The sequence below is a fragment of the Streptomyces sp. NPDC030814 genome, assembly GCF_055572155.1.
This window is the reverse complement of record NZ_JBVIDX010000001.1, coordinates 523,362-546,578: the sequence shown is the minus strand read 5'-3', so window position 1 is coordinate 546,578 and position 23,217 is coordinate 523,362. Positions and strand designations below refer to the sequence as shown.

Annotated in this window: 15 protein-coding genes and 1 pseudogene; 5 read left to right on the top strand and 11 right to left on the bottom strand. The window is 72.9% G+C overall.

The features are described 5' to 3' along the window. Positions 1-133: 133 nt before the first annotated feature. The 3 genes from ACZ43N_RS02240 to ACZ43N_RS02230 are packed head-to-tail and all read right to left on the bottom strand — an operon-like array spanning position 134 to position 4,020. Positions 134-2,521 (bottom strand): xanthine dehydrogenase family protein molybdopterin-binding subunit, encoded by a 2,388-nt coding sequence (locus ACZ43N_RS02240; protein ID WP_468094434.1) that lies wholly within the window; start codon positions 2,519-2,521, stop codon positions 134-136. Between the two features lie 3 nt (positions 2,522-2,524). Next, complete coding sequence (locus ACZ43N_RS02235) at positions 2,525-3,130, bottom strand: (2Fe-2S)-binding protein (protein ID WP_468094433.1); 606 nt, start codon at positions 3,128-3,130, stop codon at positions 2,525-2,527. Beyond that, complete coding sequence (locus ACZ43N_RS02230; RefSeq protein ID WP_468094681.1) at positions 3,130-4,020, bottom strand: FAD binding domain-containing protein; 891 nt, start codon at positions 4,018-4,020, stop codon at positions 3,130-3,132. Before ACZ43N_RS02230 ends, ACZ43N_RS02235 begins: the two co-directional genes overlap by 1 nt. 400 nt (positions 4,021-4,420) lie before the next feature. Here ACZ43N_RS02230 and ACZ43N_RS02225 point away from each other — a divergent pair, with 400 nt between their 5' ends. Next, a complete protein-coding gene (locus ACZ43N_RS02225) occupies positions 4,421-6,151 on the top strand; it encodes a PucR family transcriptional regulator (RefSeq protein ID WP_468094432.1) in 1,731 nt (576 codons plus the stop codon). Positions 6,152-6,338: 187 nt separating this feature from the next. After that, positions 6,339-7,112, top strand: a complete 774-nt coding sequence (locus ACZ43N_RS02220; protein ID WP_468094431.1) for a hypothetical protein — start codon at positions 6,339-6,341, stop codon at positions 7,110-7,112. A gap of 178 nt (positions 7,113-7,290) precedes the next feature. Here the strand turns inward: ACZ43N_RS02220 and ACZ43N_RS02215 are convergent, their stop codons facing one another. Then, complete coding sequence (locus ACZ43N_RS02215; protein WP_468094430.1) at positions 7,291-8,247, bottom strand: GntR family transcriptional regulator; 957 nt, start codon at positions 8,245-8,247, stop codon at positions 7,291-7,293. A gap of 231 nt (positions 8,248-8,478) precedes the next feature. Between ACZ43N_RS02215 and ACZ43N_RS02210 the strand changes: the two are divergent. Further along, positions 8,479-9,344, top strand: a pseudogene (locus tag ACZ43N_RS02210) ((2Fe-2S)-binding protein). A 326-nt stretch (positions 9,345-9,670) separates the two neighbouring features. Further along, on the top strand, positions 9,671-10,726 hold the full coding sequence (locus tag ACZ43N_RS02205) for a DUF2637 domain-containing protein (RefSeq protein ID WP_468094429.1): 1,056 nt from the start codon (positions 9,671-9,673) through the stop codon (positions 10,724-10,726). Between the two features lie 338 nt (positions 10,727-11,064). Here the strand turns inward: ACZ43N_RS02205 and ACZ43N_RS02200 are convergent, their stop codons facing one another. Further along, positions 11,065-11,547: an ATP-binding protein gene (locus ACZ43N_RS02200; RefSeq protein WP_468094428.1), complete on the bottom strand. Its 483-nt coding sequence runs from the start codon at positions 11,545-11,547 to the stop codon at positions 11,065-11,067. 518 nt (positions 11,548-12,065) lie between these two features. Then, positions 12,066-13,520, bottom strand: coding sequence for a protein phosphatase 2C domain-containing protein (locus ACZ43N_RS02195; protein ID WP_468094680.1), 1,455 nt, complete (start codon positions 13,518-13,520; stop codon positions 12,066-12,068). Positions 13,521-14,868: 1,348 nt separating this feature from the next. On the opposite strand from ACZ43N_RS02195, the gene ACZ43N_RS02190 reads away from it, so the two are divergent. Then, a complete protein-coding gene (locus ACZ43N_RS02190; protein ID WP_468094427.1) occupies positions 14,869-15,351 on the top strand; it encodes a DUF456 domain-containing protein in 483 nt (160 codons plus the stop codon). A gap of 56 nt (positions 15,352-15,407) precedes the next feature. On the opposite strand, the gene ACZ43N_RS02185 is transcribed toward ACZ43N_RS02190, so the two are convergent. From ACZ43N_RS02185 to ACZ43N_RS02165, 5 genes are all read right to left on the bottom strand, one after another. Next, positions 15,408-15,920, bottom strand: coding sequence for a methylated-DNA--[protein]-cysteine S-methyltransferase (locus ACZ43N_RS02185; RefSeq protein ID WP_468094426.1), 513 nt, complete (start codon positions 15,918-15,920; stop codon positions 15,408-15,410). 274 nt (positions 15,921-16,194) lie between these two features. After that, a complete protein-coding gene (gene rsgA, locus ACZ43N_RS02180; RefSeq protein WP_468094425.1) occupies positions 16,195-17,307 on the bottom strand; it encodes a ribosome small subunit-dependent GTPase A in 1,113 nt (370 codons plus the stop codon). 256 nt (positions 17,308-17,563) lie between these two features. Next, on the bottom strand, positions 17,564-19,078 hold the full coding sequence (locus tag ACZ43N_RS02175; RefSeq protein WP_468094424.1) for a cellulose binding domain-containing protein: 1,515 nt from the start codon (positions 19,076-19,078) through the stop codon (positions 17,564-17,566). 213 nt (positions 19,079-19,291) lie between these two features. Further along, a complete protein-coding gene (locus tag ACZ43N_RS02170; protein ID WP_468094423.1) occupies positions 19,292-20,626 on the bottom strand; it encodes a radical SAM protein in 1,335 nt (444 codons plus the stop codon). Between the two features lie 25 nt (positions 20,627-20,651). Further along, complete coding sequence (locus ACZ43N_RS02165) at positions 20,652-23,066, bottom strand: ATP-binding protein (protein ID WP_468094422.1); 2,415 nt, start codon at positions 23,064-23,066, stop codon at positions 20,652-20,654. Between the last annotated feature and the right edge of the window lie 151 nt (positions 23,067-23,217).

Sequence of the window (23,217 nt, the reverse complement as noted above, 5' to 3'; positions counted from 1 at the left end):
GGGCCTGCGGCCACTTGGAAGTGCCGGACGCGCCCCTGGCCGCCCAGGGGCGTGGGGAACTGCGCGACCAGCCCCCACCCACCCGCGGGCGCCGAACGAACAGCACCCCGGGGCTCGTACGCGGCCGAACCGACTACGCCGTGCCCGTGAGGTGTTCCGGGCGTACCGGCGTCCTGTTCAGTTCCAGCCCCGTCGCGTTGCGGATCGCCGCGAGGACGGCCGGGGTCGAGGACAGGGTGGGCGCCTCGCCGACACCGCGCAACCCGTACGGCGCGTGGTCGTCGGCGAGTTCGAGCACGTCGACGGGGATGGTCGGCGTGTCGAGGATCGTGGGAATCAGGTAGTCCGTGAAGGACGGGTTGCGGACCCTCGCCGTCTTCGGGTCGACGACGATCTCTTCCATGACGGCGATGCCGAGGCCCTGCGTCGTGCCACCCTGGATCTGGCCGAGCACGGAGAGCGGGTTGAGGGCCTTGCCGACGTCCTGGGCACAGGCCAGTTCGACGACCTTGACCATGCCCAGCTCGGTGTCGACCTCGACGACGGCGCGATGGGCGGCGAAGGAGTACTGGACGTGGCCGAAGCCCTGCCCGGTGCGCAGGTCGAAGGGCTCGGTCGGCCGGTGCCGCCACTCCGCCTCGATCTCGACGGCCTCGTCGCCGAGGACGTCCACCAGGTCGGCGAGCACCTCGCCGGCGTCGGTGACGACCTTGCCGCCCTCCAGGAGGAGTTCGGCGGTGGCCCACGCCGGGTGGTACGTGCCGAACGCGCGGCGGCCCCTCTCCAGGACCTTCTCCCGGACCAGCTCGCAGGCGTTCTTCACGGCGCCGCCGGTGACGTACGTCTGACGGGACGCCGACGTCGAACCGGCCGAGCCCACCTGGGTGTTGGCCGGATTGATGGTCACCTGGGTGACGCCCAGCTCGGTGCGGGCGATCTGCGCGTGTACGGTGATGCCGCCCTGACCGACCTCCGCCATGGCCGTGTGGACCGTCGCGACCGGCTCGCCGCCGACGACCTCCATGCGCACCCTGGCCGTGGAGTAGTCGTCGAAGCCCTCGGAGAAGCCGACGTTCTTGATGCCGACCGCGTAACCGACGCCGCGTACGACGCCCTCTCCGTGCGTGGTGTTGGACAGGCCGCCCGGCAGTTCCCGTACGTCCGCCGCCTCGCCCGCCGCGAGCCACTGCTGCTCGGGGGGCATGGGCATCGCCTTGACGCGGCGCAGCAGTTCGGCGACCGGGGCCGGGGAGTCGACGACCTGCCCGGTCGGCAGGGCGGTGCCCTGGGACATGGCGTTGAGCCGGCGGAACTCCACCGGGTCCATGCCGAGCTTCGCCGCCAGCTTGTCCATCTGGGCCTCGTACGCGAAGCACGCCTGGACCGCGCCGAAGCCGCGCATCGCGCCGCAGGGCGGGTTGTTGGTGTAGAGGGCGATGGCCTCGATGTCGACGTCCTCGATGACGTACGGGCCCGCGCCGAGCGAGGCGGCGTTGCCGACGACGGCCGGGGAGGAGGAGGCGTACGCGCCGCCGTCGAGGACGATCCGGGCCTTGAGGTGGGTGAGCTTGCCGTCCTTGGTCGCCCCGTGCTCGTAGTGGAGCTTCGCCGGGTGGCGGTGGACATGGCCGAAGAAGGACTCGAAGCGGTTGTAGACGATCTTGACGGGCTTGCCCGTGCGCAGGGCGAGCAGGCAGGCGTGGATCTGCATCGAGAGATCCTCACGGCCTCCGAACGCGCCGCCCACTCCCGCCAGCGTCATACGGACCTTGTCCTCCGGCAGGCCCAGGACCGGGGCGATCTGGCGCAGGTCGGCGTGCAGCCACTGGGTGGCGATGTAGAGGTCGACGCCGCCGTCCTCGGCGGGGACGGCGAGACCGGACTCGGGGCCGAGGAAGGCCTGGTCCTGCATGCCGAACACGTACTCGCCCTCGACGACGACGTCCGCGCGCTCGCGGGCCTCGGCGACGTCGCCGCGGACGATGGGCTGGCGGTGGACGATGTTCGGGTGCGGGACGTGCTCCATGTGGTGGTCGGTGCGGTTCTCGTGGACGAGGATCGCGTCCGGCGCGGTCGCGGAGGCCTCGTCGGTGATGACGGGAAGTTCGCGGTACTCGACCTTGATCTTGGCGGCGGCGCGGCGCGCGGTCTCCGGGTGGTCGGCGGCGACGATCGCGACGGGCTCGCCGTGGTGACGGACCTTGCCGTGGGCGAGGACCGGGGTGTCCTGGATCTCCAGGCCGTAGTGCCTCACCTCGGTCGGCAGGTCGTCGTACGTCATGACGGCGTACACACCGGGGGTGGCGAGGGCCTCGCCGGTGTCGACGGAGACGATCTCGGCGTGGGCGACCGTGGAGCGCAGGATCTGGCCCCAGAGCATGTCCTCGTGCCACATGTCGGAGGAGTACGCGAACTCGCCGGTGACCTTGAGGGTGCCGTCCGGGCGGAGCGTGGACTCGCCGATGCCGCCCTTGGTCCGGGAGCCCTGGGTGATGTTGGCGGGCAGGCCGTTGGTTCCCATGGATCAGACCCCTTCGGACTGCCGGGCGGCCGCGAGGCGGACCGCGTCCATGATCTTCTCGTAGCCGGTGCAGCGGCACAGGTTGCCCGAGAGGGCCTCGCGGATGTCCGCGTCGGTCGGGTTGGGGTTGCGCTCCAGCATCTCGTCCGCGGCGACGAGCAGTCCGGGGGTGCAGAAGCCGCACTGGACGGCGCCGGCGTCGATGAACGCCTGCTGGATCGGGGAGAGTTCGGTGCCCTCGCCGGTCTGGGAGTCGGTGCCCCGGGCGGCCCACCGCCGGGCCTCGTCGAGCGGGGTCCCTGGCGCGCCGTCCGCGGTGCCGCACGCGCCGGACGCGCAGCCGGCGTGCTCGGCGCGCTGCCTGGCGTAGTCGGCGAGCCCTTCGACGGTGACGACCTCGCGGCCCTCCACCTGCCCGGCCGCGACCAGGCACGCGCACACCGGTACGCCGTCGAGGCGGACGGTGCACGAGCCGCACTCGCCCTGTTCGCAGGCGTTCTTGGAGCCGGGGAGCCCCAGGCGTTCCCTCAGGACGTACAGCAGGGACTCGCCCTCCCACACGTCGTCGGCCTCCTGCGGCCGTCCGTTGACCGTGAAATTGACGCGCATCACGCGGCTCCCTCCGTGCGGGCGGCGTTGCCGCGGTACGACTCCCAGGTCCACATGAGCGTCCGGCGGGCCATGACGCCGACCGCGTGGCGGCGGTAGCTCGCGGTGCCCCGGACGTCGTCGATCGGGTTGCAGGCGGCGGAGCACAGCTCCGCGAACTGCTTGGCGACCGACGGGGTGATGATCCTGCCGTTGTCCCAGAACCCGCCCTCGTCGAGCGCCGCGTTCAGGAACTCCTCGGCGGCCTTGGCCCGGACGGGGGTCGGCGCGGCCGAGCCGATGCCGGTGCGGACGGTGCGCGTCGCGGGGTGCAGGGCCAGTCCGAACGCGCACACGGCGATGACCATGGCGTTGCGGGTGCCGACCTTGGAGTACTGCTGCGGTCCGTCGGCCTTGTCGATGTGGACGGCGCGGATCAGCTCGTCGGGGGCGAGCGCATTGCGCTTGACGCCGGTGTAGAAGTCGTCGATCGGGATGAGCCGGGAGCCCCGTACGGACTCGACCTCGACCCGGGCGCCTGCCGCGAGGAGGGCCGGGTGGGCGTCCCCGGCCGGGGAGGCGGTGCCGAGGTTGCCGCCGACGCCGCCGCGGTTGCGGATCTGCGGGGAGGCCACCGTGTGCGAGGCCAGGGCGAGGCCGGGCAGCTCGGGGCGGAGGTGCTCCATGATCCGGGTGTAGGGGACGGACGCGCCCAGGCGAACCGTCTCCTCGCCGACCTCCCACTCGTAGAGGTCGCCGACGCGGTTCAGGTCCAGCAGGTACTCGGGCCGACGGTGGTCGAAGTTGATCTCGACCATCACGTCGGTGCCGCCGGCGATCGGCACAGCGGTGGGGTGCTCGGCCTTCGCGGCGAGCGCCTCCTCCCAGCTGGCGGGGCGAAGGAAGTCCATCTGACCGGCTCTCTTCTTCATCTCTGTCATCTCGGAAAGTGGTTCCGTTTGAGCCAGATCGTGTGCGGGCGGGCCCGGCTCTTTCCGGTGCTGTCCAGGGGGATCGGGGTCAGTACACAGCGCCCTCCTCCGCCCGGGTCAGTCACGGAAAGCATGAAGGAGTTGCCTGGCCAGGGGGCGTATCTTGTAGATTCGTATGAACGGAGGCCATCAGCAACCTCCTCGTTTCGCTCTGGAAACACGCCCCACACGTCCGGGGCGGGGCGAGTCGGTTTTCGAAAGTCCCAGGCCACGCCCCGAACGTGCCACGGCCTTCCGTAACCACCCTCCTCCGGAAGCCATCGGGGCGCTCCCCGAGCGAACGACCACGGATCTCGAGACAGGAACGGCGGCGACGAGAATGCGCCTGCGCGCACTGCTGGACACCGACGCGCTGGGTCTGCGGCTGCTCGGCGGCGAGGACGAGCTGGACCGCACCGTACGGGGTGTCATGACCACCGATCTGCGGGACCCCAGCCGCTACCTCTCCGGCGGCGAGCTGGTGCTCACCGGCCTCGCCTGGCGCCGTGACGCCGCCGACTCCGAGCCCTTCGTACGGATCCTCGTGGGCGCCGGCGTCACCGCCCTGGCCGCCGGTGAGGCCGAGCTGGGCGACGTCCCCGAGGACCTCGTCGTGGCCTGCGCCCGGCACCGGCTGCCGTTGCTCGCGGTCAACGAGTCGGTGGCCTTCGCGACGATCACCGAGCATGTCGTGCGGCAGGTCTCCGGCGAGCGCGCCGGGGACCTGGCGGCCGTGGTCGACCGGCACCGCCGGATGATGACCTCCGGCCCGGCGGGCGGCGGCCCTGACGTGGTCCTCGACCTGCTCGGCTCCGACCTGGACCTGCGGGCCTGGGTCCTCTCCCCCACCGGCCGCCTCATCGCGGGCCCCAAGGTCGCGGGGCCGCCCCTGCCCGCCGAGCTGTGCGCCCGCCTGGCCGGGGAGCACCTGGCGGCGACGCGCACGGGCCGGCGCGGACCGTACCGGGTGGGCATCGGCACGACGACGTACTCGCTCTTCCCCATCAGCAGCACGGGCCGTTCCACGGGCACCGCCGCCGGGGCCGACGGGCCGCGTGACGTGCGCGGGACGATGCTGTCCGACTGGCTGCTCGCGGTCGAGGCCGACGCCGGGGACTGGCCGGCCGAGCGGCTCGACCTGCTGCACGGCGTCACCCAGCTGATCGCCGTCGAGCGGGACCGCCGCGACGCGGCCCGCACGGTGAGGCGTCGGCTCGCCCAGGAGGTCCTGGAACTGGTGCAGGCGGGTTCGGCGCCCGCCGAGATCGCGGCCCGGCTGCGGGTCGCCGCGCCGGTGCTCCTGCCCGGCCTCGGGGCGGCCCCGCACTGGCAGGTCGTCGTGGCGCGGGTCGAATGGGAGGAGGCGGTCGCCCCGGCCGAGAGCGGCGGCGGGCGCCGGGCGGGAGGTATCGACGCAGGCCCGGTCGCGCAGGCCCTCCTGGAGGAGATCCTCGTGGACCCGCTGGCGACCGGCCCCGAGCAGTCGGACCGCATCGCCGTCGCCCACACGGGTGACGAGGCCATCGCGCTCGTCCCACTGCCCGCCGTCTCCACGGAGCACGACGGCTCCGAGTCCGGCGTCCACGCCGACACCCTGCTCGCGGCCGTACGGGACCCGTTGTCGGCCGGTCTCGACGACGACGGGCGGCTCACCCTCGGCGTCAGCGCGGCCGTGCACTCGGCGGAGGGCCTGCGGGGCGCCCTGGAGGAGGCCCGGCACGCCCGCCGGGTGGCGGCGGCCCGCCCCGGCCGCGTCTGCGCGGCCGGCCACCAGGAACTGGCCTCCCATGTCCTGCTGCTGCCCTTCGTCCCCGACGACGTCCGCCGCGCTTTCACGGCCCGTCTGCTGGACCCGTTGCGCGACTACGACCGCCGCCATCGCGCCGAGCTGATCCCCACCCTGGAGGCGTTCCTGGAGTGCGACGGCTCCTGGACCCGCTGCGCCGCCCGCCTCCACCTGCACGTCAACACGCTGCGCTACCGGGTGGGCCGAATCGAGCAGTTGACGAGCCGGGACCTGTCCCGTCTGGAGGACAAGCTGGACTTCTTCCTGGCGCTGCGGATGAGTTAGCGCCCGAGAAACGGGACTTGGGGCTGACGCTCCGCGACCCGGGGGGGTGGTGGACGAAGACCGGCGTACGCCCTCCGCACCCCATGACTTTGTGAATTCTTTCACCCACCCTCTTGGCCGGGCCCGGCCATTCGTGCTGAGATGCGGCCACCACTCAAAGCTCAACGGCGTGCTCGGGGAGGGCAACGTGGCGCATACCGCCATGTCTGGTGACGGAACGACCGCCGGCGACGATCCACTCCAGACCGCGGTATGGCGGCTGCGTTCACGAGCGTGCTGGGTCGACGCGGCCGCCCTGATCGAACCCGTCACCCCGCAGGCCGCGCTCCAGCGCACCGCGCTGCTCGTCGAGCGCTGCCTCTATACCGAGCAGGGCTGGGAGGAGGCCGAGGACGCGCTGCGCACGGCCGAGGCGCTGGCCCGGACCGACGAGGAGCGGGGGGCGGCGGCCTGTGAGCGCGGGCAGTTGGCGTACGCGGCCACGCTGCTCGGCGTCCGGGACCGCTCCGACGAGGCGCGGGCGGCGCTGGGCCGGGCGGCCGCCCTGATCGCCCCCGGCGGGCCCGGCCGGGCGCTGCTGGACTTCCGCCGGGGCCTCCTCGCCGAGAACCTCGCGCACGCCCCGCAGGCGGCCCGCGCCGCGTACCGCCGCGCACACGCCGGGGCCACCGCCCACGACAACCTGCTGCTGCAGTCCTTCACCTGGCGCCACCTGGCCGGGCTCGCCCTGCGCGACGGCGAGCTGGCCGAGGCCCGCCATGGCTTCGCCGAATCCCTGCGCATCCGTGAGGAGTTGGGCTACCTCGTGGGCACGGCCCCCGCCCTCGCCTCCCTCGCCGACACCGAACCCGAACCGGAGGCCTCCCGCCTCCGCGAGGAGGCCCGCCGCCTGTTCCGCCTCCTGGGCGGCGTACCGACCTGGCTGTCCAGGCAGTTGGCCCCACCGGCGGCCACGGCGTGAGGGGTTGTGAACTGCTCAGGGCGTCGGATGCTGGGGGCACCTCCCACGCCGTTCAGGCAGTGGGGGAGCATCGCAAGCCGGAGGGGCGTCCGCACACTGGATGCATGCGGGCGTTCCGACAACGCGGCGAGGTGCCGCAGCCGGCGTCGTGCGCCCGCCGGGGATGACGGGACAACCCTCAGACCGCCCCGCCACGCGCCCCGCCGAAATGGTTCCCCATCAGACACTCCACCGCTTCCAGATCCCCCGCCGTCAACGCGTCCAGCAACGCGATGTGTTCCGCGGCGTCGGCCATCAGCTCGATCCTCGACCCCACGGGCCCGGTGGTCAGCGGCAGCTGACTCCTCCGGTGCAGGTCGTCCGCGATCTGCACCAACTGCTCGTTGCCCGCCAGCGCCAGCATCCCCCGGTGGAAGGCCCGGTCCGCCTCCCCGTACGCCGCCCGGCACCCGGCGGACGCCGCCCGCGCCGTCTCCTCGGCAAGCGGCCGCAGCTCTGCCCAGCTGTCGGCCGGCAGCGTCCGCGCGAGCCGCAGGATGACCGGCACCTGGAGCAGCGCCCGCACCTCCGCCAGCTCGGCCAGTTCACGGGCGCCGCGCCGCACGACGCGGAAGCCCCGGTTGGGCACGACCTCGACCGCGCCCTCGATCGCCAGTTGCTGCATCGCCTCGCGGACCGGGGTCGCCGAGACCCCGAACTGCTCACCGAGGGCGGGCGCCGAGTACACCTCGCCCGGCGTCAGCTCGCCCGCGGCGAGCGCGGCCCGCAGGGCGTCGAGGATCTGACCGCGTACCGAGGCCCGCTGCACGACGGGGCGCCCTTCGGGACGGGGCCCGCCCGAGCGCCCGTCGTGCCCGGTTCCGCCGCTGCGGGGCAGGGGGATCGGCGTCTCGCTGTGGGTGTGCTCGCCACGCGCGGCGTCGGCCGACGGCGCGGGGTCGCGGCGGCCCACGTCGGCGGTCGGCGCGGTGTCACGGCGGGCTGCGGCCCCGGCACCGTCCACGGCGACGCCCCGCTCCCGGTCCACGTCGGTCACCCCGGACTGCGCGGGCACTCGGTAGGCCGTGGCCGGACGCGCGGCGTCCGGCGCACTCGCGGCAGCGGCCTGTCGCGAACGCGGTCCGGCCTGGTCCACAGGTCCTCCTCCGAGCCGAGTCAGGGGCCGACGTGTGTCGGCGGGTGTCGGGTAGTGCGGCGACCAGTACAGCCGACCGGTACATGGGGGCGCTTTGGTCACTACTGGGGTTGTTACCGGTCGTAAAGCACCATAGGCGCACATGCCCTCAGTTCAAACCCGGACCACCTCGGATAGGCCGAGGCCAAGGTAAGCCTTACCTGATAGCGATGGTGAAACGGCGGTCCCCGTATGCCCCTCTCAGCACCGGCACGGGCCCCCGTTCCGCGCACGTCACCCCTGACTTCCGCGTACGCGCGACTCACCGGGGTCCTGCCCGTGATGAGCGTGACAGAACTCTCCCTCACGGATCCATTGCCCGAAGGTGAGGGACGGGCCGGCGCCGCCGGGCTCGCGGCGGGCAGCGCCGAGCCCGACGCGTTCCTCGCGTGGGACGAGGACCAGATCCTCCGGGGCCACGGACGGAAGGGGCGCCCCGACGTCGTGGCGACCTTCGGACTGCACCGTTACTCCTGGTACGCCTGCCTCCTCTTCACCGTGCCCTGGTTCCTGAGCACCGGGTGCCGCGATTCCCGGCGGAGCACGTGGCGTTCCAGCGGGAGCGAAGCCGGCCGGCGGTCCGCGGGGAAACGTTCAGCTGCCTGCCCGGCGATCCCGCCGCCTCGGCCCCTGGCGCCCGCGTGGTCCCGGACGAGGAGGCGTTGCGGGGCGAGGTGCGCGCGGCCTTCGCCGAGCACATGGAACGGGTGCTCGGCGGCTTCGGCCCCCGGATGCGGCGACGCGGACGCGCCCTGTGGGGCATGGCGACCGACGAGGTCGTGGAGGGCATCCGGTACATCGCCGAACTGCTCGGCCCCGACGAGCGGGAACGGTGCCGGCGCGAGCTGGAACTGCTGCTGCCAGGCGCGACACCGCCATACGTGGGCTCCGCGGGCTTCCGCGAACTGACCGGCCCCGCAGGCGAGCCGCTGTCGACGCGGGACCGGGCGAGCTGCTGCATGTTCTATACGCTGGCCCCGGAGGACACCTGCGTCACATGTCCGCGCACCGGCGAATCCGAACGGATCGCCAAGCCGACGGCGCCCACCACCCCCTGACGCCCCGTCGCCCGCACCCACACGGCGACCCCCCGGCGATCGCCCGGGGCAGGTGGCGTAAGATCCACTCCGGGTGGGACCCTCGTCGGGTTACAGGTGGTTCACAAATTCCTCACGTATCGCGGGAACTTTCCGTAGAACCACTCGAACGGGTAATCTCACTCGTACTCAACTTCCGTCCCTCGCGCGGTAGTTCGAGCAGAATGCCGCCTGGCGTCACTCATTGCACTTCCTTGGCGGTCTCTTGCCCCGAAACCCCCTGAGGGCCGCGAGGATTGGGCCACTATGGCGGGCGTTACGCCCTATCCCAATGCAAGGGACCCCTGATGAGATTGACCGACATATCGCTGAACTGGCTGCTTCCGGGCGCCGTACTGCTCCTGGGCATGCTGGCGGCGGTGGCGGTGCTCGCGCGCGGCAAGCGCTCCGGGGAGCACGCTAAGACCGAGGATTCGTGGGAACGCAGCGAGGAGCGTCGCCGCCGCAAGGAGGCCCTGTACGGCACGGCCTCCTACATCCTTCTCTTCTGCTGTGCCGCGGTCGCCGCGGCGCTCTCCTTCCGGGGCCTGGTCGGGTTCGGTGAACAGAACCTGGGCCTCACCAATGGGTGGCAGTATCTGGTTCCGTTCGGCCTGGACGGCGCCGCCATGTTCTGCTCGGTGCTCGCGGTCCGCGAGGCCAGCCACGGCGACGCGGCTCTCGGCTCCCGCATACTCGTGTGGACCTTCGCGGGCGCCGCGGCCTGGTTCAACTGGGTGCACGCGCCCCGTGGCCTCGGCCACGACGGCGCCCCGCAGTTCTTCGCCGGCATGTCCCTGTCCGCCGCGGTGCTGTTCGACCGCGCGCTGAAGCAGACCCGCCGGGCGGCTCTGCGCGAGCAGGGCCTGGTGCCGCGTCCGCTGCCGCAGATCCGTGTCGTCCGCTGGCTGCGGGCTCCGCGTGAGACGTACAGGGCCTGGTCGCTGATGCTCCTCGAGGGTGTACGCAGCCTGGACGAGGCCGTGGACGAGGTGCGCGAGGACAAGCGCCTGAAGGAGGAGACCCGCGCGCGCAAGCGGGAGCAGCAGCGTCTGGAGCGGGCCCACCTCAAGGCGATCAGCCGTGGCCACCGGGGTCTGCCCGGCCGCGGCGGCGGCGGAGGCGGCGGTCAGCGCCAGGTGGACACCACCGTGGAGCGCGTCCCGTCCCAGGCGGTCTCGGAGCCTGCCATATCGGCGCCGGAACCCCTTCCCGTGCGTACCCGCCCCTCCCTGCAGCCCGTGCGCAACGGCTCTGACAAGTCGATCACCGTGGACCTCACCGCGGAGGACGACACGATGGCCCTGCCGCGCCTCGACTCCCTGGAGCGGAAGCTCAAGGACCTTGAGCAGCAGTTCGGCTGACGCCGGACCACACCATCGGACAGGGGCGCGGCTGATGCCGCGCCCCTGTCCGTTTCGCTGCCGTTCCTCCGTCAGGCATCACACCCTGGGCGATGCGCGCCAACCGGAACGGTTCACCGGCTCGCGACGCCCGGCACGGCGCCAAGGGCTGTCCCGTGATCCGCGGTGGATCAGCGCACGCCGTCGGATGCTGGGGGCACCTCCCACGCCGTTCAGGCAGTGGGGGAGCATCGCAAGCCGGAGGGGCGTCCGCATACCGGATGCATGCGGGCGTTCCGACAACCCTGCGAGGTGCCGCAGCCTGCGTCGTGCGCCCGCCGGGGACTACGGGACAGCCCTTAGGTGAGCCCGCCATCGAGGTCGAACCAGACCGACTTGCCCACACCGTGCGCCCGTACCCCCCAGGCGTCGGCGAGGGACTGCACCAGGAGGAGACCACGTCCGTTGGTGCCGTCATCGGTGGCCGGCGTCCTCGGTTTGGGCCTGCGGGCCACGAAGTCCCGCACCTCCACATGGAGTCCGCGGGGTGAGACCGTGGCGGTCAGTACCGCGTCGTCGTCGGTGTGGATCAGTGCGTTGGTGACCAGCTCGCTGGTGAGCAGTTCCGCTATCTCCGATTTTCCCGGCCGCCCCCATTGCCGCAGCAGCTCCCGCAGGGCCCTGCGGGACTCGGGCACCGCCCGGAGATCCGCCCGCCCCAGTCTGCGCCTGAGCTGACCGGCACCGGGCTGCGCCGGCACATCGTCGGTCGTTTCCTCCGCCGTTTCCGCCGAGGAGGCCCCGATCGCCACGGGACCGCCTCCTCGCGCCTGCCTCTTCATGACCCCCGCCCACGCGCCGATGACCGATTCCCCTCCTGCTCGAACACGCACACGGGGATCCCTGCCCGGGCCCGGATCGCGGCACTCATGTCGAATCGTGAACGACCCTCCGTACGGTCTCAAACGCACAGGGTCAAGCCAGCCACCGGTACCGGAAGACAGCGCTTGTCGCCCCGGAAACCACCTCACACACCGACGAACCCGACGCCGCGCCTCCGCCCGGGCGGCCGGTACCGGACCCCGCGGCCGAAGCCAACCGCCCATGTGAGGCTGCCGATCCGGCCGTGCCGCGACGGCACACGAGGGGCGGAAGAGCCCCGCACCGGCAACGCACCAGCCCCGCTCGACGACGATGATGTTCATTGGCTGAAATCAGGCGCTGGTACAGGCCAACCGGGCGGCCGATATGACGACTTGACACCGGGCGTCGGGCGGGGACCAGGTGCGCCGACGCCCGGTCCGCCCGGTCCGCCCGGTCCGCCCGGTCCGCCGGGGTGACTCGTCCGTGCCGGTGCCGGTCACGCCTCCCAGACGGCCGCCGCCGTACGGTCGTCCGCGTATCCCTTGACCCTCACCTGCGCGTCGGCGAGGAAAGCGGCGAGACCGGGTGGCTCGGTGGCGCGCCAGCGGGCCGCGAGATGGTCGGCGAGCGGTTCCTCTCCGCGCAGGGGCTCGGCGAGTCCGCGGGTGCACAGAAGCAGGACGTCGCCCTCCCGGGCCACGGAGGCGCGGAACCGGAAGGGTTCGCGGGGCGGCGCCGGGGCGGGTTCGTACGGGCTCGGCGGTGTCGTGATGCCCAGGTCCATGGTGAGACGGTCGCCCTCGGGGGTCTCGTGCGGCAGCGAACCGAATCCGACCACCGGGGCCCCGGCGGCCTCGGCGACCCGTGGCTCGATGTCCTGCCACTCCCCGCCCCGCAACCGGAACAGTCCGCCCGGCCCGACCCCGAAGAACACCCGTGTACGGCATCGGGGGTCGGCCGGGAGCAGCAGACAGCGCAGGCTCGCGGTGTACTCCTCCGGGTCGAGCCCCTGCTCGGCCGCGCTCGCGCGCAGTCGGCCGAGACTGCGGTCGGTGAGCCGGTGCAGCCCCGACTTCAGCTCGCCGCGCCGAGCGGCCCTGATGTCCTGCGCCAGACGGGCGTGGCTGCGCCCGATCGCCTGCCCGATCCACCGGCACGCCTCGGCGGCGGCCCGGTGCGCGAGCGGGGTCGCCCGGACCCCGGTCGCCATCGCCACCAGGACCAGCGCCTGCTCGCCGACGCCGAACCGGGCGGTGAGCAGCGAGTCCCGGCGCGGCTCGCCCCGATAGCGCGACGAGTCCCCGCGCAGCGAGACGGCGCGCAGTGTGCAGACCCCGTAGCGAGCCCCGTCCAGCACCGTGTCCGCGACCAGATCACCGAGGTCGTCCGGGTCGGCCGGCGGCAGCGCGGTCGGCTCGGCGTCGTAGGTGGGCGGCCCGGACCCCACATGGTCCACGTGCACCGGCTGGCTCCCGGTGACCAGCCTGACCTCCTGCGCCTGCAAGGTACGCGGGTCCACCTCCGGGCCGGGTCGCGCGTCGGAGGGTCCGGGGGCAGCGGGGCCGGAGGGCACGGCTGCCCCCGCCGAGGCGCCGAGGACCGGAGGCGAGGAGGGGGGCACCGCACGCGGCGGATCGTCCGGGGCGGGGGTGTCGCGCGGGGCGAGGGCCGGCGGGGGGTCGGCGGGACGCCGGTTGGAACGGGGGTCGGGGCCGGTGAGTGCGGGCGGTGGGACGGTGCCGGATGGTGAGGGCGACGGGAGGTCGGCCGGTGGCGGCGGGGTGGATTCCGTCGGACCGGACACGGACGGCCGGGGAGGGCCTGCGGGCGGGTCGCCCGCCCGGAGTGTGTCCTTGGGGGGACCGGAGGCTGAGGGGCGTTCCGTCGAGGTCGGGCTCGTCCGGGAGCGGTTCGGACCGTCCGAGCGCGTCCAGGTACCCGGTGGCCACAGCGAGCCGGACGACCGCGACGACGGGGACGCGGCGCCGGGCGGCGCGTCCGGCCGGGGCGGTGAGCCGGCGCTCCCGCTCGGGGGTGCCTCGCCGGGCGGTCGGCTGCGCGGTGACGCCGCTCGGAAACCTGGAGGCTTCGGTCCGGGCGGGACCGCCGCCGCACCCGGCGACCCGGTGGCGGGCGGCTGCTCGGCGGACGACGAAGGGGCGGACGGGGACTGCCCACCGGCCGGGAGCTGCCCACCGGCCGGGAGCTGCCCACCGGCCGGGAGCTGCTTCCCGGACGACGACGGGGCGGACGGTGGCGGACCAGCGAGGTCCTGAGGAGGAGGGGGAGGCTCGGGCGCCGGGGCGGAGCCGGGTGCGTGACCCTGGGCGGGCGGGGGGCTCGCGGGGGCAACGGGACGGTTGCCGGGTTGGCCCTCGGCGAGGCCGCGACGGGTGCCTGCCTCGCCGGCACCGCGGGCACCGGTCGTCCCGCCGGAGCCTCGATGCCTGCCCGAGTCACCCTGGCCGGCGGGCCCGGAAACGTCGGTGGAGCCCGGCGGCCGGTCCGAGGCCACGGGGGCAGGGGCACCGCCGGAAGCGGTACCGCCGGCTGAGTCTCTGCGTCTGCCGTCGGAGTCGTTCCCCTCGCCGGGCAGGCCGCCGCGCGCGGTGGAGCCGCCCGGGGTTGCGGGCCGGCCGGGGTTTTCGGGGGAACCTTGCGGGGGGACCCTGGCCGAAAGAGTCCCGGTGAGCGGAGGGGCCGAGGAGTCCGCGGAGCCCGAGGAGCCCGGGGATGCGGACCGGCCGGGGTCGGTGCTTCTCGTGCCCGTGCTTCCTGCGCCCGTACCGCTCGGACCACCCGGTTCGGTTTCCCGGGCCTCCCGCGCGCTCGAAGCGCCCCGCCGTGTCGCCGGCTCCTTCGCGACCGTGTTCGCCGCTGAGGCGTACCGGTCGTCCAGGGAATCGGCCGCGACCGAGGGGCCCGTGTCCCCACTGGAGTCGTCGTACAACTGCCCCCACCAGTCGTCCGCATGACCGGTCGGCCTCTCCCCCTGCTGGCTCATGCCTCAATTGTCCACCTCAACAGCCGTATGAAAACGGGGCATCCGGAAAATCGGTCCGTGGAGCCGGCGACCGTACGGCGTGTCGGACTACAGGTCGAACTCCGGTGCGAGACAAGGGCGTAGAGGGACCCGGGTAGCCTCCGGGGACGTCAGTTGTTCCGCCGTTCCGCGCGCATCGGATGGTGCGAGCGCCTCCCGAGTCCTTACGGTGCGTTACGGAGCCCACCGGGCGGTCCCCCTCCCCCTGTGCCCTTTCTGACCTGCGCCTTCTCGTGCGGTCCTGCACCCTGGGCAGATGGGCGCGTGGGAACTCCTCCTGGTCGGCGTGGTGGTGCTGCTCGGCCTGTGCGGAGTGCTGGTGCCCGGCGTACCGGGCTCCTTGCTGGTGTGGGCCGGGGTCATGTGGTGGGCGCTGGAGGAGCCCCGCCCGGTCGCCTGGTGGGTGCTCGTCGGCTCCACGGCCGTTCTGCTGCTGTCCAGGGCGGTCCGCTGGATGCTGCCACCGCGGCGCCTGGAGCAGAGCGGCGCCTCCCCCCGAATGGCGGTGTACGCCGGGACCGGCGCACTCCTGGGTTTCATCCTCGTCCCGGTGGTCGGCGCGATCCCCGGTTTCATCGGCGGCGTCTATCTCTCCGAACGGCTCCGGCTCGGCCGGCACCGTGAGGCGGCGGCCGCCATGCGCACGGCCATGCGGTCGGGCGGCTCCAGCGTGCTGGCGGAGCTTTGCGCGTGCCTGCTGATCACGGGGGCGTGGGTCGGAGCGGTACTCGGCCGCTGAGACGGGCCCCGGCCATTCGATCCTCGCACCGGCGTCGCCCTCGGCTCCGTGGCCCCTCAGCTCTGGACGACGGCCACGAGCACCCCCTCCAGGCCGAGCAGCAGCCGCTTGCGGGCGAGGCCACCGGCATACCCCGTGAGGGAGCCGTCCGCGCCGATCACCCGGTGGCAGGGGCGGACGATGAGCAGCGGGTTGGCGCCGATCGCGCCGCCGACGGCCCGGACGGCGGCCCTGGGCGCTCCGATACGGGCGGCGATGGCGCCGTAGGTGGTGGTCGCGCCGTGGGGGACGTCGTCGAGGGCGGCCCAGACCCGCTGCCGGAACTCCGTGCCCTCGGCGCGCGACTCCAGCCGGAACTCCTTGAGCTCCCCGGCGAAGTAGGCGGCGAGCTGTTCCTCGGCCTCCCAGAAGGGCGCCGGTTGGCGCCGCCAGTCCGTGAGCGGGGTCCGCCCGCCCTTCTGCTCCGGTGCGGAGAGGGAAGTGAGCACGCCGGACTCGTCGGCGGTCAGGAGGAGGGGGCCGACGGGGCTGTCGACGGTGGTGTAGTACGTCCGCTGTCCGGCACTCACGGTTGAACTCCTCATGGCCACGGGTGTCTGGTCGATTCTTCCGCCGGGGCCGTTGTCACGGCGGAGCCACCTCCGGGTCCCCCAGGGCCCGGAGGTGGCTCTCGGCGGCGGCGCGGGGCGCCCAGGGTCCTGCCGTACGCGCGGCGACACGCGCGGCGACAGGCTCCCGATCCAGTCTCGGTGACGGCGGAGGGTTCGGCCGGCGGAATTCCGACGTGGTTCTCCGGGGCAGGTGGGAGCTGCGAGCCCGGCCCCCACCTGCCGCGGTCGGGATCTAACGTCGGTCGCCCCGCTTCGCCGCCATCGCCGCGCGGCCCTCCGCGCCCCTCCGCTTCCACTCCTTGCGGATCTCCGCCCGCAGGCGGGCGTCGCTCTTGGCGACGATCCGCTGGTTCTCGCGGAGGAGTTTGCGGTAGCTCTCCAGGCGGCGGTGGGACAGCACGCCCGTGTCGACGGCGGAGAGGACCGCGCAGCCCGGCTCGGCGACGTGCGCGCAGTCGTGGAAGCGGCAGTCTGCCGCGAGTTCCTCGATCTCGGCGAAGACCTGGTTGACGCCGGTCTCGGCGTCCCAGAGGCCGACGCCGCGCAGTCCGGGGGTGTCGATGAGGACTCCCCCGCCGGGCAGGGCGAGGAGGTTGCGGGTGGTGGTGGTGTGCCGGCCCTTGCCGTCGACGTCGCGGGTGGCCTGGACGTCCATGACGACCTCGCCGAGCAGCGCGTTGGCGAGGGTCGACTTGCCCGCGCCGGACTGTCCGAGCAGCACGGAGGTGCCGCCGGAGAGCACGGCGCCGAGGACGTCGAGGCCCTCACCGGCGGAGGAGCTGACGGTGAGGACGGGGACGCCGGGGGCGACGGTCTCGACGTCCCGCACCAGGTGTGCCAGCGTCACCGCGTCCGGCACGAGGTCGGCCTTGGTGAGCACGACCACCGGTTGCGCCCCGGACTCCCAGGCCAGCGCGAGGAACCGTTCCACGCGGCCGAGGTCGAGTTCCACGGCGAGCGACACGGCGACGACGGCGTGGTCGACATTGGCGGCGAGGATCTGTCCCTCGGCGCGCTTGGAGGAGGTGGAGCGCACGAACGCGCTGCGGCGGGGCAGATAGGTGCGGACGTAGCGCGGGTCGCCCGCGGGTTCGACGGCGACCCAGTCGCCGGTGCACACGACACGCATCGGGTCGTGCGGGGTGACGAACGCGGTGTCGGCCCGCAGGAGGCCGTCGGCGGTGACGACGTCGCACTGCCCCCGGTCGACCCGGACGACCCGCCCGGCGAGCAGGCCCTCGGCGTCGTACGGGGCGAAGGCGTCCGCCCAGGCGTCGTCCCAGCCGTAGGGAGCCAGAGCGGAGAGAGGGGAGGCGGAACCGGAAGGAGAACCGGAGAAAGTCAAGGGAGACCCTTCAGAGGGTGGTCCCGGCAGCCGCGCGCGAGCCCGTCAGGGGGCGCAACGGGAAGAGGTCCGAGTGTGTCAGCCGGAGACCACGGAGGTGGACTGGATGGATTCCTGGATGCGGGCAGCGCTCGTCACCGTGACAGCCATCGGTCGACACCTCCTGTCTCACTCGTCGTCGGCACCGGCGGCCGGAAGGGCCGCCGTGCGTGGTGGTCTCACCCTAGCGGGGGCCGGCGGGCCCCCGTCAATCGAATTAATCGCCCTGGTCGACCGTCTTGCAGTCGCGGCCGTTGAGGGTGAAGTCGTCGGGGGCCGTGTCGGCGTCGCCTTCCCGGGCGCCGAGGAAGCCGACGCCGAAGGTGCCGCCCGCGGCGACGGTCCTGTTGTAGTCGGCGGCGGAGGCGGTGACGCGGGAGCCGTCCTGGTCGAAGGTGCCGTCCCACATCTGTGTGACGCGCTGGCCCCCGTCGTAGGACCAGCCGATGCGCCAGTCGTCGAGGGCCTTGGTGGTGGTGACGGTGACGGTGGCCTGGAAGCCGCCCGGCCACTCGTTGACGACCTGGTAGCGGACGTGGCAGGTCGCGGCGGACGGCTTGCTGGGCTCGACCGGCTCGTGCGACACCCGGGCGGGTGTCGAGGAGTCGCCCTGGGGCTCCTCGTTGCCGTTGCCGCCGCCGTCGGGGCCGGTCCCCTCGGGGCGGGTCGTGCTCTCCAGGTCGGACGACACGCCGGACGGACTGGGCTGGGCCTCCGGGAAGGAGGGATCGCGCTGCACCACCGGCGACTGGCCGGGCTTCCCGCTCCCGGTGACGGCCGTGTCGTCGTCGCCGAACTGCATCAGGGAGACGGCGAGCGCGAGCACGGAGACGACGGCGGCACCGACCAGCAGCCCGTTGCGGCCGATCTTCGGCCGGGCTTCCTTGCCCGGTGAAAGTCCCCGGTCGGTGCCGGTGGAGTCGGCGCGGCCGGGCAGGAGGCCCGCCTCGGCGGCGCGGCGGCGGCGCTCCAGGTAGGCGAGTCCGCCCCAGCCGATCACCCCGCCTGCGAGGGCGGCGGGCAGACCGCCGCCGTGCAGTCCGAGGCAGGCGGCCGCCTCGGCGCACGTCACGCAGGTGGCGAGGTGCCGTGAGAGGTCGTCGGGGGTGTCCGCGCCGGGCGAGCGCGTGACCGCGTCCAGCAGCCGTGCGTACTTGCGGCAGTCGGCGTCCATGGGCGTGTCGACCAGGTTGCGCTGGCACCGGTCCCGGAACAGCACCCGTACCTGGTCGAGTTCGGCCAGGGCGACGGCCGGGTCCAGGCCGAGCCTGCGGGCCACCGAGGCCAGCGGCAGCGACTCGACCTCGGCCAGCCACAGCAGCGCCGCGTCGGGCTCCTGCATGTCCCTGAGGGCGCGCAGGGCGAGGGGGCGGTGCAGCGGCGGTCCGGTGTAGCGGAAGGCCTTGTCCGAGTTGAGCCACAGCCGCAGGTCGGGGTCGAGCCGGTGGCCCTGTCCGCCCGACTCCCAGGTGGCGGCGGTGGTTCTGACCCAGGTCAGCAGGAAGGGTATGCGGGGCAGCCGCAGGGCCCGCCGTCCCGCACCACGGCCGACGCCCGCCTCGAACTCCAGGGCCTCGGCCTCCTGCATGCCGTTGCTGAAGGCCTGGGTGGCCAGTTGGGTCGCCGCGTTCGAGCCGGAGGTGCACAGGTCGGCGTACGACAGGACCGCGTCCCAGCACTCCGAGAACAGCGCGGCTTCGGTGGCGTCCTGGGGCTTCGGCAGGTCGGGCATGGGTCTCCTGCATCCACAGAGCGAGGGGGGAAGTCCACAAGAAAGGTCAACTGACCCTCGAAACAAGGGAGTTGAGGGGACCCTCTTGTGGCGGCCCCGAGCTTTTCACGCCTCCCACACAACTGACAAGCCGCGTGTTCAGATGTGCCGGACGTCGTTTCCGCTGTGGAGTTGTACGTACGGGAGTCCCATTCGACTCACCGATCACAGGGGTTACTTGACTGTAACCTCTTCGGTGGCTTCGTCCGACGCCGGGAGGCTGTCCATGAAGGAGCTGACGGAGAACACCGCGTGACCGGGGCCGGGCGGGCCGTAACCGGGGGGCGAGGACAGGCCGAAGTCGTCCATCGTGGCGCGGTAGGCCTCCAGGAGCCTGATGTGGTACTCCAGCGGCGCGCCCTGCGGGTTGGCCTTGCCGAGCGGGGTCGTCGGTTCCGGGCACCAGGTGGTGAAGCGGGGCGTGATGCCGTGCGACATGAAGAAACGCAGGCCCTCGGTGGTGGACGCGATGGCCTCGTCGACCGTGGTGAACCCGAACGGCTCGGCCATCTCCACCCCCGCGACGAAGTTGGGGATGACGTTGCGCGCGCCGAAGACCTCCGCCGAGTCCAGGATGCGCTTGTGCCACTCGTCGCGGCCGACGTAGCGCTCCTTGCCCGGGCAGTACATCTTGAAGAGGTACTCGTCCCACACCTCGTAGTTGGGGTGGTAGATCTTCACGCCGTAGTCGTGGAAGCGCTTGACGTCGTCCAGCGGCAGCGCCTGTGCGACGACCTTGCCGATCCAGCGGTTCGGGAAGCGCTCCTCGATGGCCTTGGCGTAGTGGCCGTAGAAGTCCGCCTCGTCCCGTCCGGCGACCGTCTTGGTGATCGCGCCGCCGGTGAGGGTGTACGCGGTGGAGGTCTTCGCGGTGTCGTACCGGTCGATGATCTCCAGGGCCTCCAGGACCTCGTCGACGTCCTTCACGCCCGTGTACGGTCGCCCGGCCGCCTTGTGCTGGCGCCAGTTGTGGTTGATGTCGCAGTACTGGCACTCCTCCTTGGCGCCGAAGTACTGGCAGACGCGGAACACGGTCAGGTAGATGAGGTAGCCCCACTGGATGGTGGGGGCCACCTCCATCACGGACTTCCCGTTGGAGAGGGTGTGCCGGTAGTACTCGGGCATCGGCGGCACCCCGACGTCCGCGATGCGGCGCCCGTCGAGGTACAGGCCGAGGAGGCCGTCGTCGTCGGCCGCGACTCGGTACGGCGACGACGGGTTGACCCGTACGGAGACGACGGTGCGCCGCAGGTCGTAGGGGCCGCCGGTGAGGATGATCTCCTCGGGCGGGCGGCGCAGGGCGGCCTCGCCCAGTTCGGGCAGGGTGCCGTGGTCGAAGGAGAAGATGAAGTACGACTTCGGCTTGACCTCGCCGTTCTCGTTGTCGCTGAGGGCGGAGGCGTCGAAGGCCACGCCGCCCCTGAGCAGGTCCTCCTTGAAGACGGCTTCCCGTGGCACGTGCGGGAACCTCTCCATCAGGTCCTCCACCAGCGCGGTGCGGCTGCCCATGCCGTTTCTCCTCTCGTTCGACTCCTCACGGTATGCCTCCGGCCCGGCGGAGGTGGGAGCGGGGGCCCCGAGCGGGTCGTCCGGCGGTCGTCGGGTCGGCCCGGTGCTCCACGGGACGGGCGGCGACCTCACGCAGCCGGGCCCGGATCCGGTGGGCGTCGACGTGGTCGAGCCGGTCGAGGATGGTCAGGGCCCGCTGCCACAGGAGGGCGGCCGTGCGGTGGTCGCCCGCGGACCAGTGGGCCTCGGCGATGTGGCTCAGGGTCTCCGCCACTTCGGCGAGGTCGCCGCGCTCGTGCCTCAGTCGCAGGGCGGCCCGGAAGCAGGTGATCGCCTCACGGTGGTCGCCGAGATGCTGGTGGGCGTGCCCGAGGCTGTCCCAGACGGCGCCCTCACCGTCGCGGTCCCCCAGCCGCCGGAGGATCCCCAGCGCTTCCCGGCAGTGCTCGACCGCCCCGCGGTGGTCGCCGAGCAGGGTGAGCTGCCAGCCGATCTGGTTCAGGACCCGGCCCTGTCCCACCTCGTGTCCGGCGAGCCGAAGCAACTCCAGTGCCTCGCGGGCGTGGTCCAGTGACTCCTGGTGCCGGCCCTGCCGGCCGAGCACCACGCCCAGGTTGCGCAGGGTCTGCGCCTGGCCGATCGGGTCGCCGAGCTCCCGGAACATGGACAGGGACCGGCCCAGATGGCTGAGAGCGTCGTCGAAGTGGCCCTGCCGGGCGCGGACGCGGGCGAGGTTGCGGTACGTACGGGCCTGGCCGACGGCGTCTCCGCTCCGGCGGGCGGCCCGGAGGGCCACCTGGTGGGTGTCGACCCATTCCTGCCAGTGACCGGCGAGGTCGAAGAAGCTCACCATGGCCCAGGCCAGTTGCCAGGCGTGCGTCTCGAACCCGTGCCGGGCAGCGTCGCGGACGGCGGCGGTGAGGTTCGCCAGCTCGGCGGTGAACCAGGTCAGCGCCGCGCCGGGGTCGGTGTGCGCCTCGGGACGGGCGGCGGCGTCGGGGACGGCCAGGGCCACGGGGTCCCGGTACCAGCTCAGCACGTCGGAGGCGGAGGCCGCGCTGTGGAGGTGGTGGTCGAGAAGTCTGCGCAGCGCCGCGCGCCGGTCGGCCCGCGGGTCGATTTCCCTGGTCAGCTCGGCCGCGTACGCGCGCAGCAGGTCGTGCGACGCGTAGCGCCCCGGCCGGTGCTGGTCCAGCAGATGGGCGCGGGTCAGCTCCGCCAGGAGCGTCCGGGCCTCGTCCCGTGGGACGCCCGCCAGCGCCGCGGCGGCCGAGGCGGTCGTGTCGGGCCCGGTGTGCAGGCCCAGCAGCCGGAACAGCCGGGCGGCCTGTGGAGTGATCCGCCGGTAGGACCACGAGAACACGGTGCGTACGTCGGTGGCGGGGTCGTCCTCGGCGAAGGCGTCGAGGCATTCGCCGCGGGGCCCTGAACCGGCCTCGCGCAGTTCGCGGGCGAACGAAGCGAGCGGGAGGCCGGGTGCCGTGGCGGCGCGGGCGGCCACGATCGACAGGGCGAGCGGCAGGCGGGCGCAGCGTGTGATGATCTCCCGCGTGGCGTCCGGGGCGTCCGTCACCCGGTCCTGGCCGAGCCGCCGGACCAGCAGCTGACCGGCCTCCTCCTCGGTGAGCAGGTCGAGCAGCAGGGGGTGGGCGCCGTCGGCCGCGACCAGTCCGGTGAGCCGGTTGCGGCTGGTGACCAGCGCCAGACAGCCCGGTGTACCCGGGAGCAGTGGTCTGACCTGCTCGGCGTCACGGGCGTTGTCCAGCACCACGAGCACCCGTTTGCCGGCCAACAGGCTCCGGTAGAGGCCGATCTGGGCGTCGGGCTCCCTGTCGACGCCGTCGGCCGGTACCGCGAACGCCTTCAGGAACCCGCGGATCGCCTCCGTGGGAGCCATGGCCGAGGCGGTCGGGTGGAAGCCACGGAGGTTCACGTACAACTGTCCGTCGGGGAACCGGTCGGCCACGCTCCAGGCCCAGTGCACCGCCAGCGCCGTCTTGCCCACCCCCGCCGTGCCGGCGATGGCGGAGATCACCACCGCACGGGCGGGCCGCCGGTCCCCTTCGGCCGCCGGCGAGGTGTCGAGCAGCGCGTCGAGGCGGTGCAGCTGCTCGGTCCGTCCGGCGAATACGGGCAGGGCGGGAGGAAGCTGAGTCGGCACGGGTCGCTCGGCCGGGCGCCCTCCGGTCGTCGGCGGCGGAGCGGAAGGCGCCGTGTCGGTGGAGGTCAGTCCGGTCGCCGCGCCCTGGAACTCCTCGCGGGGGCCTCCGGTGAGCGCGAGGGCGTCGGCAAGCTGCCGGACCGTGCCGGGGCGCGGCCGGTCGATGCGTCCGGTCTCGACGTGGCTGATCGTCCGTACGCTCACGCCCGCCCTGTCGGCCAGTTCCTCCTGGGTGAGACCCAGTCGGCGCCGGTGGCCGCGCAGCAACTCGCCGAACATCGGCACCCCCCGGTCACAGCGCGTGGACGGCCCCACTGTTCACCCGCGCGGGCCCAGCCCGTGAGAAGGGTTCACGTCAGTTGCCGGTCAGTTGCGTGTTCCTTGCCTGGGCCCCGTCTTCCTCCGCTGCCACCTTGGGGGCGTTCCACCT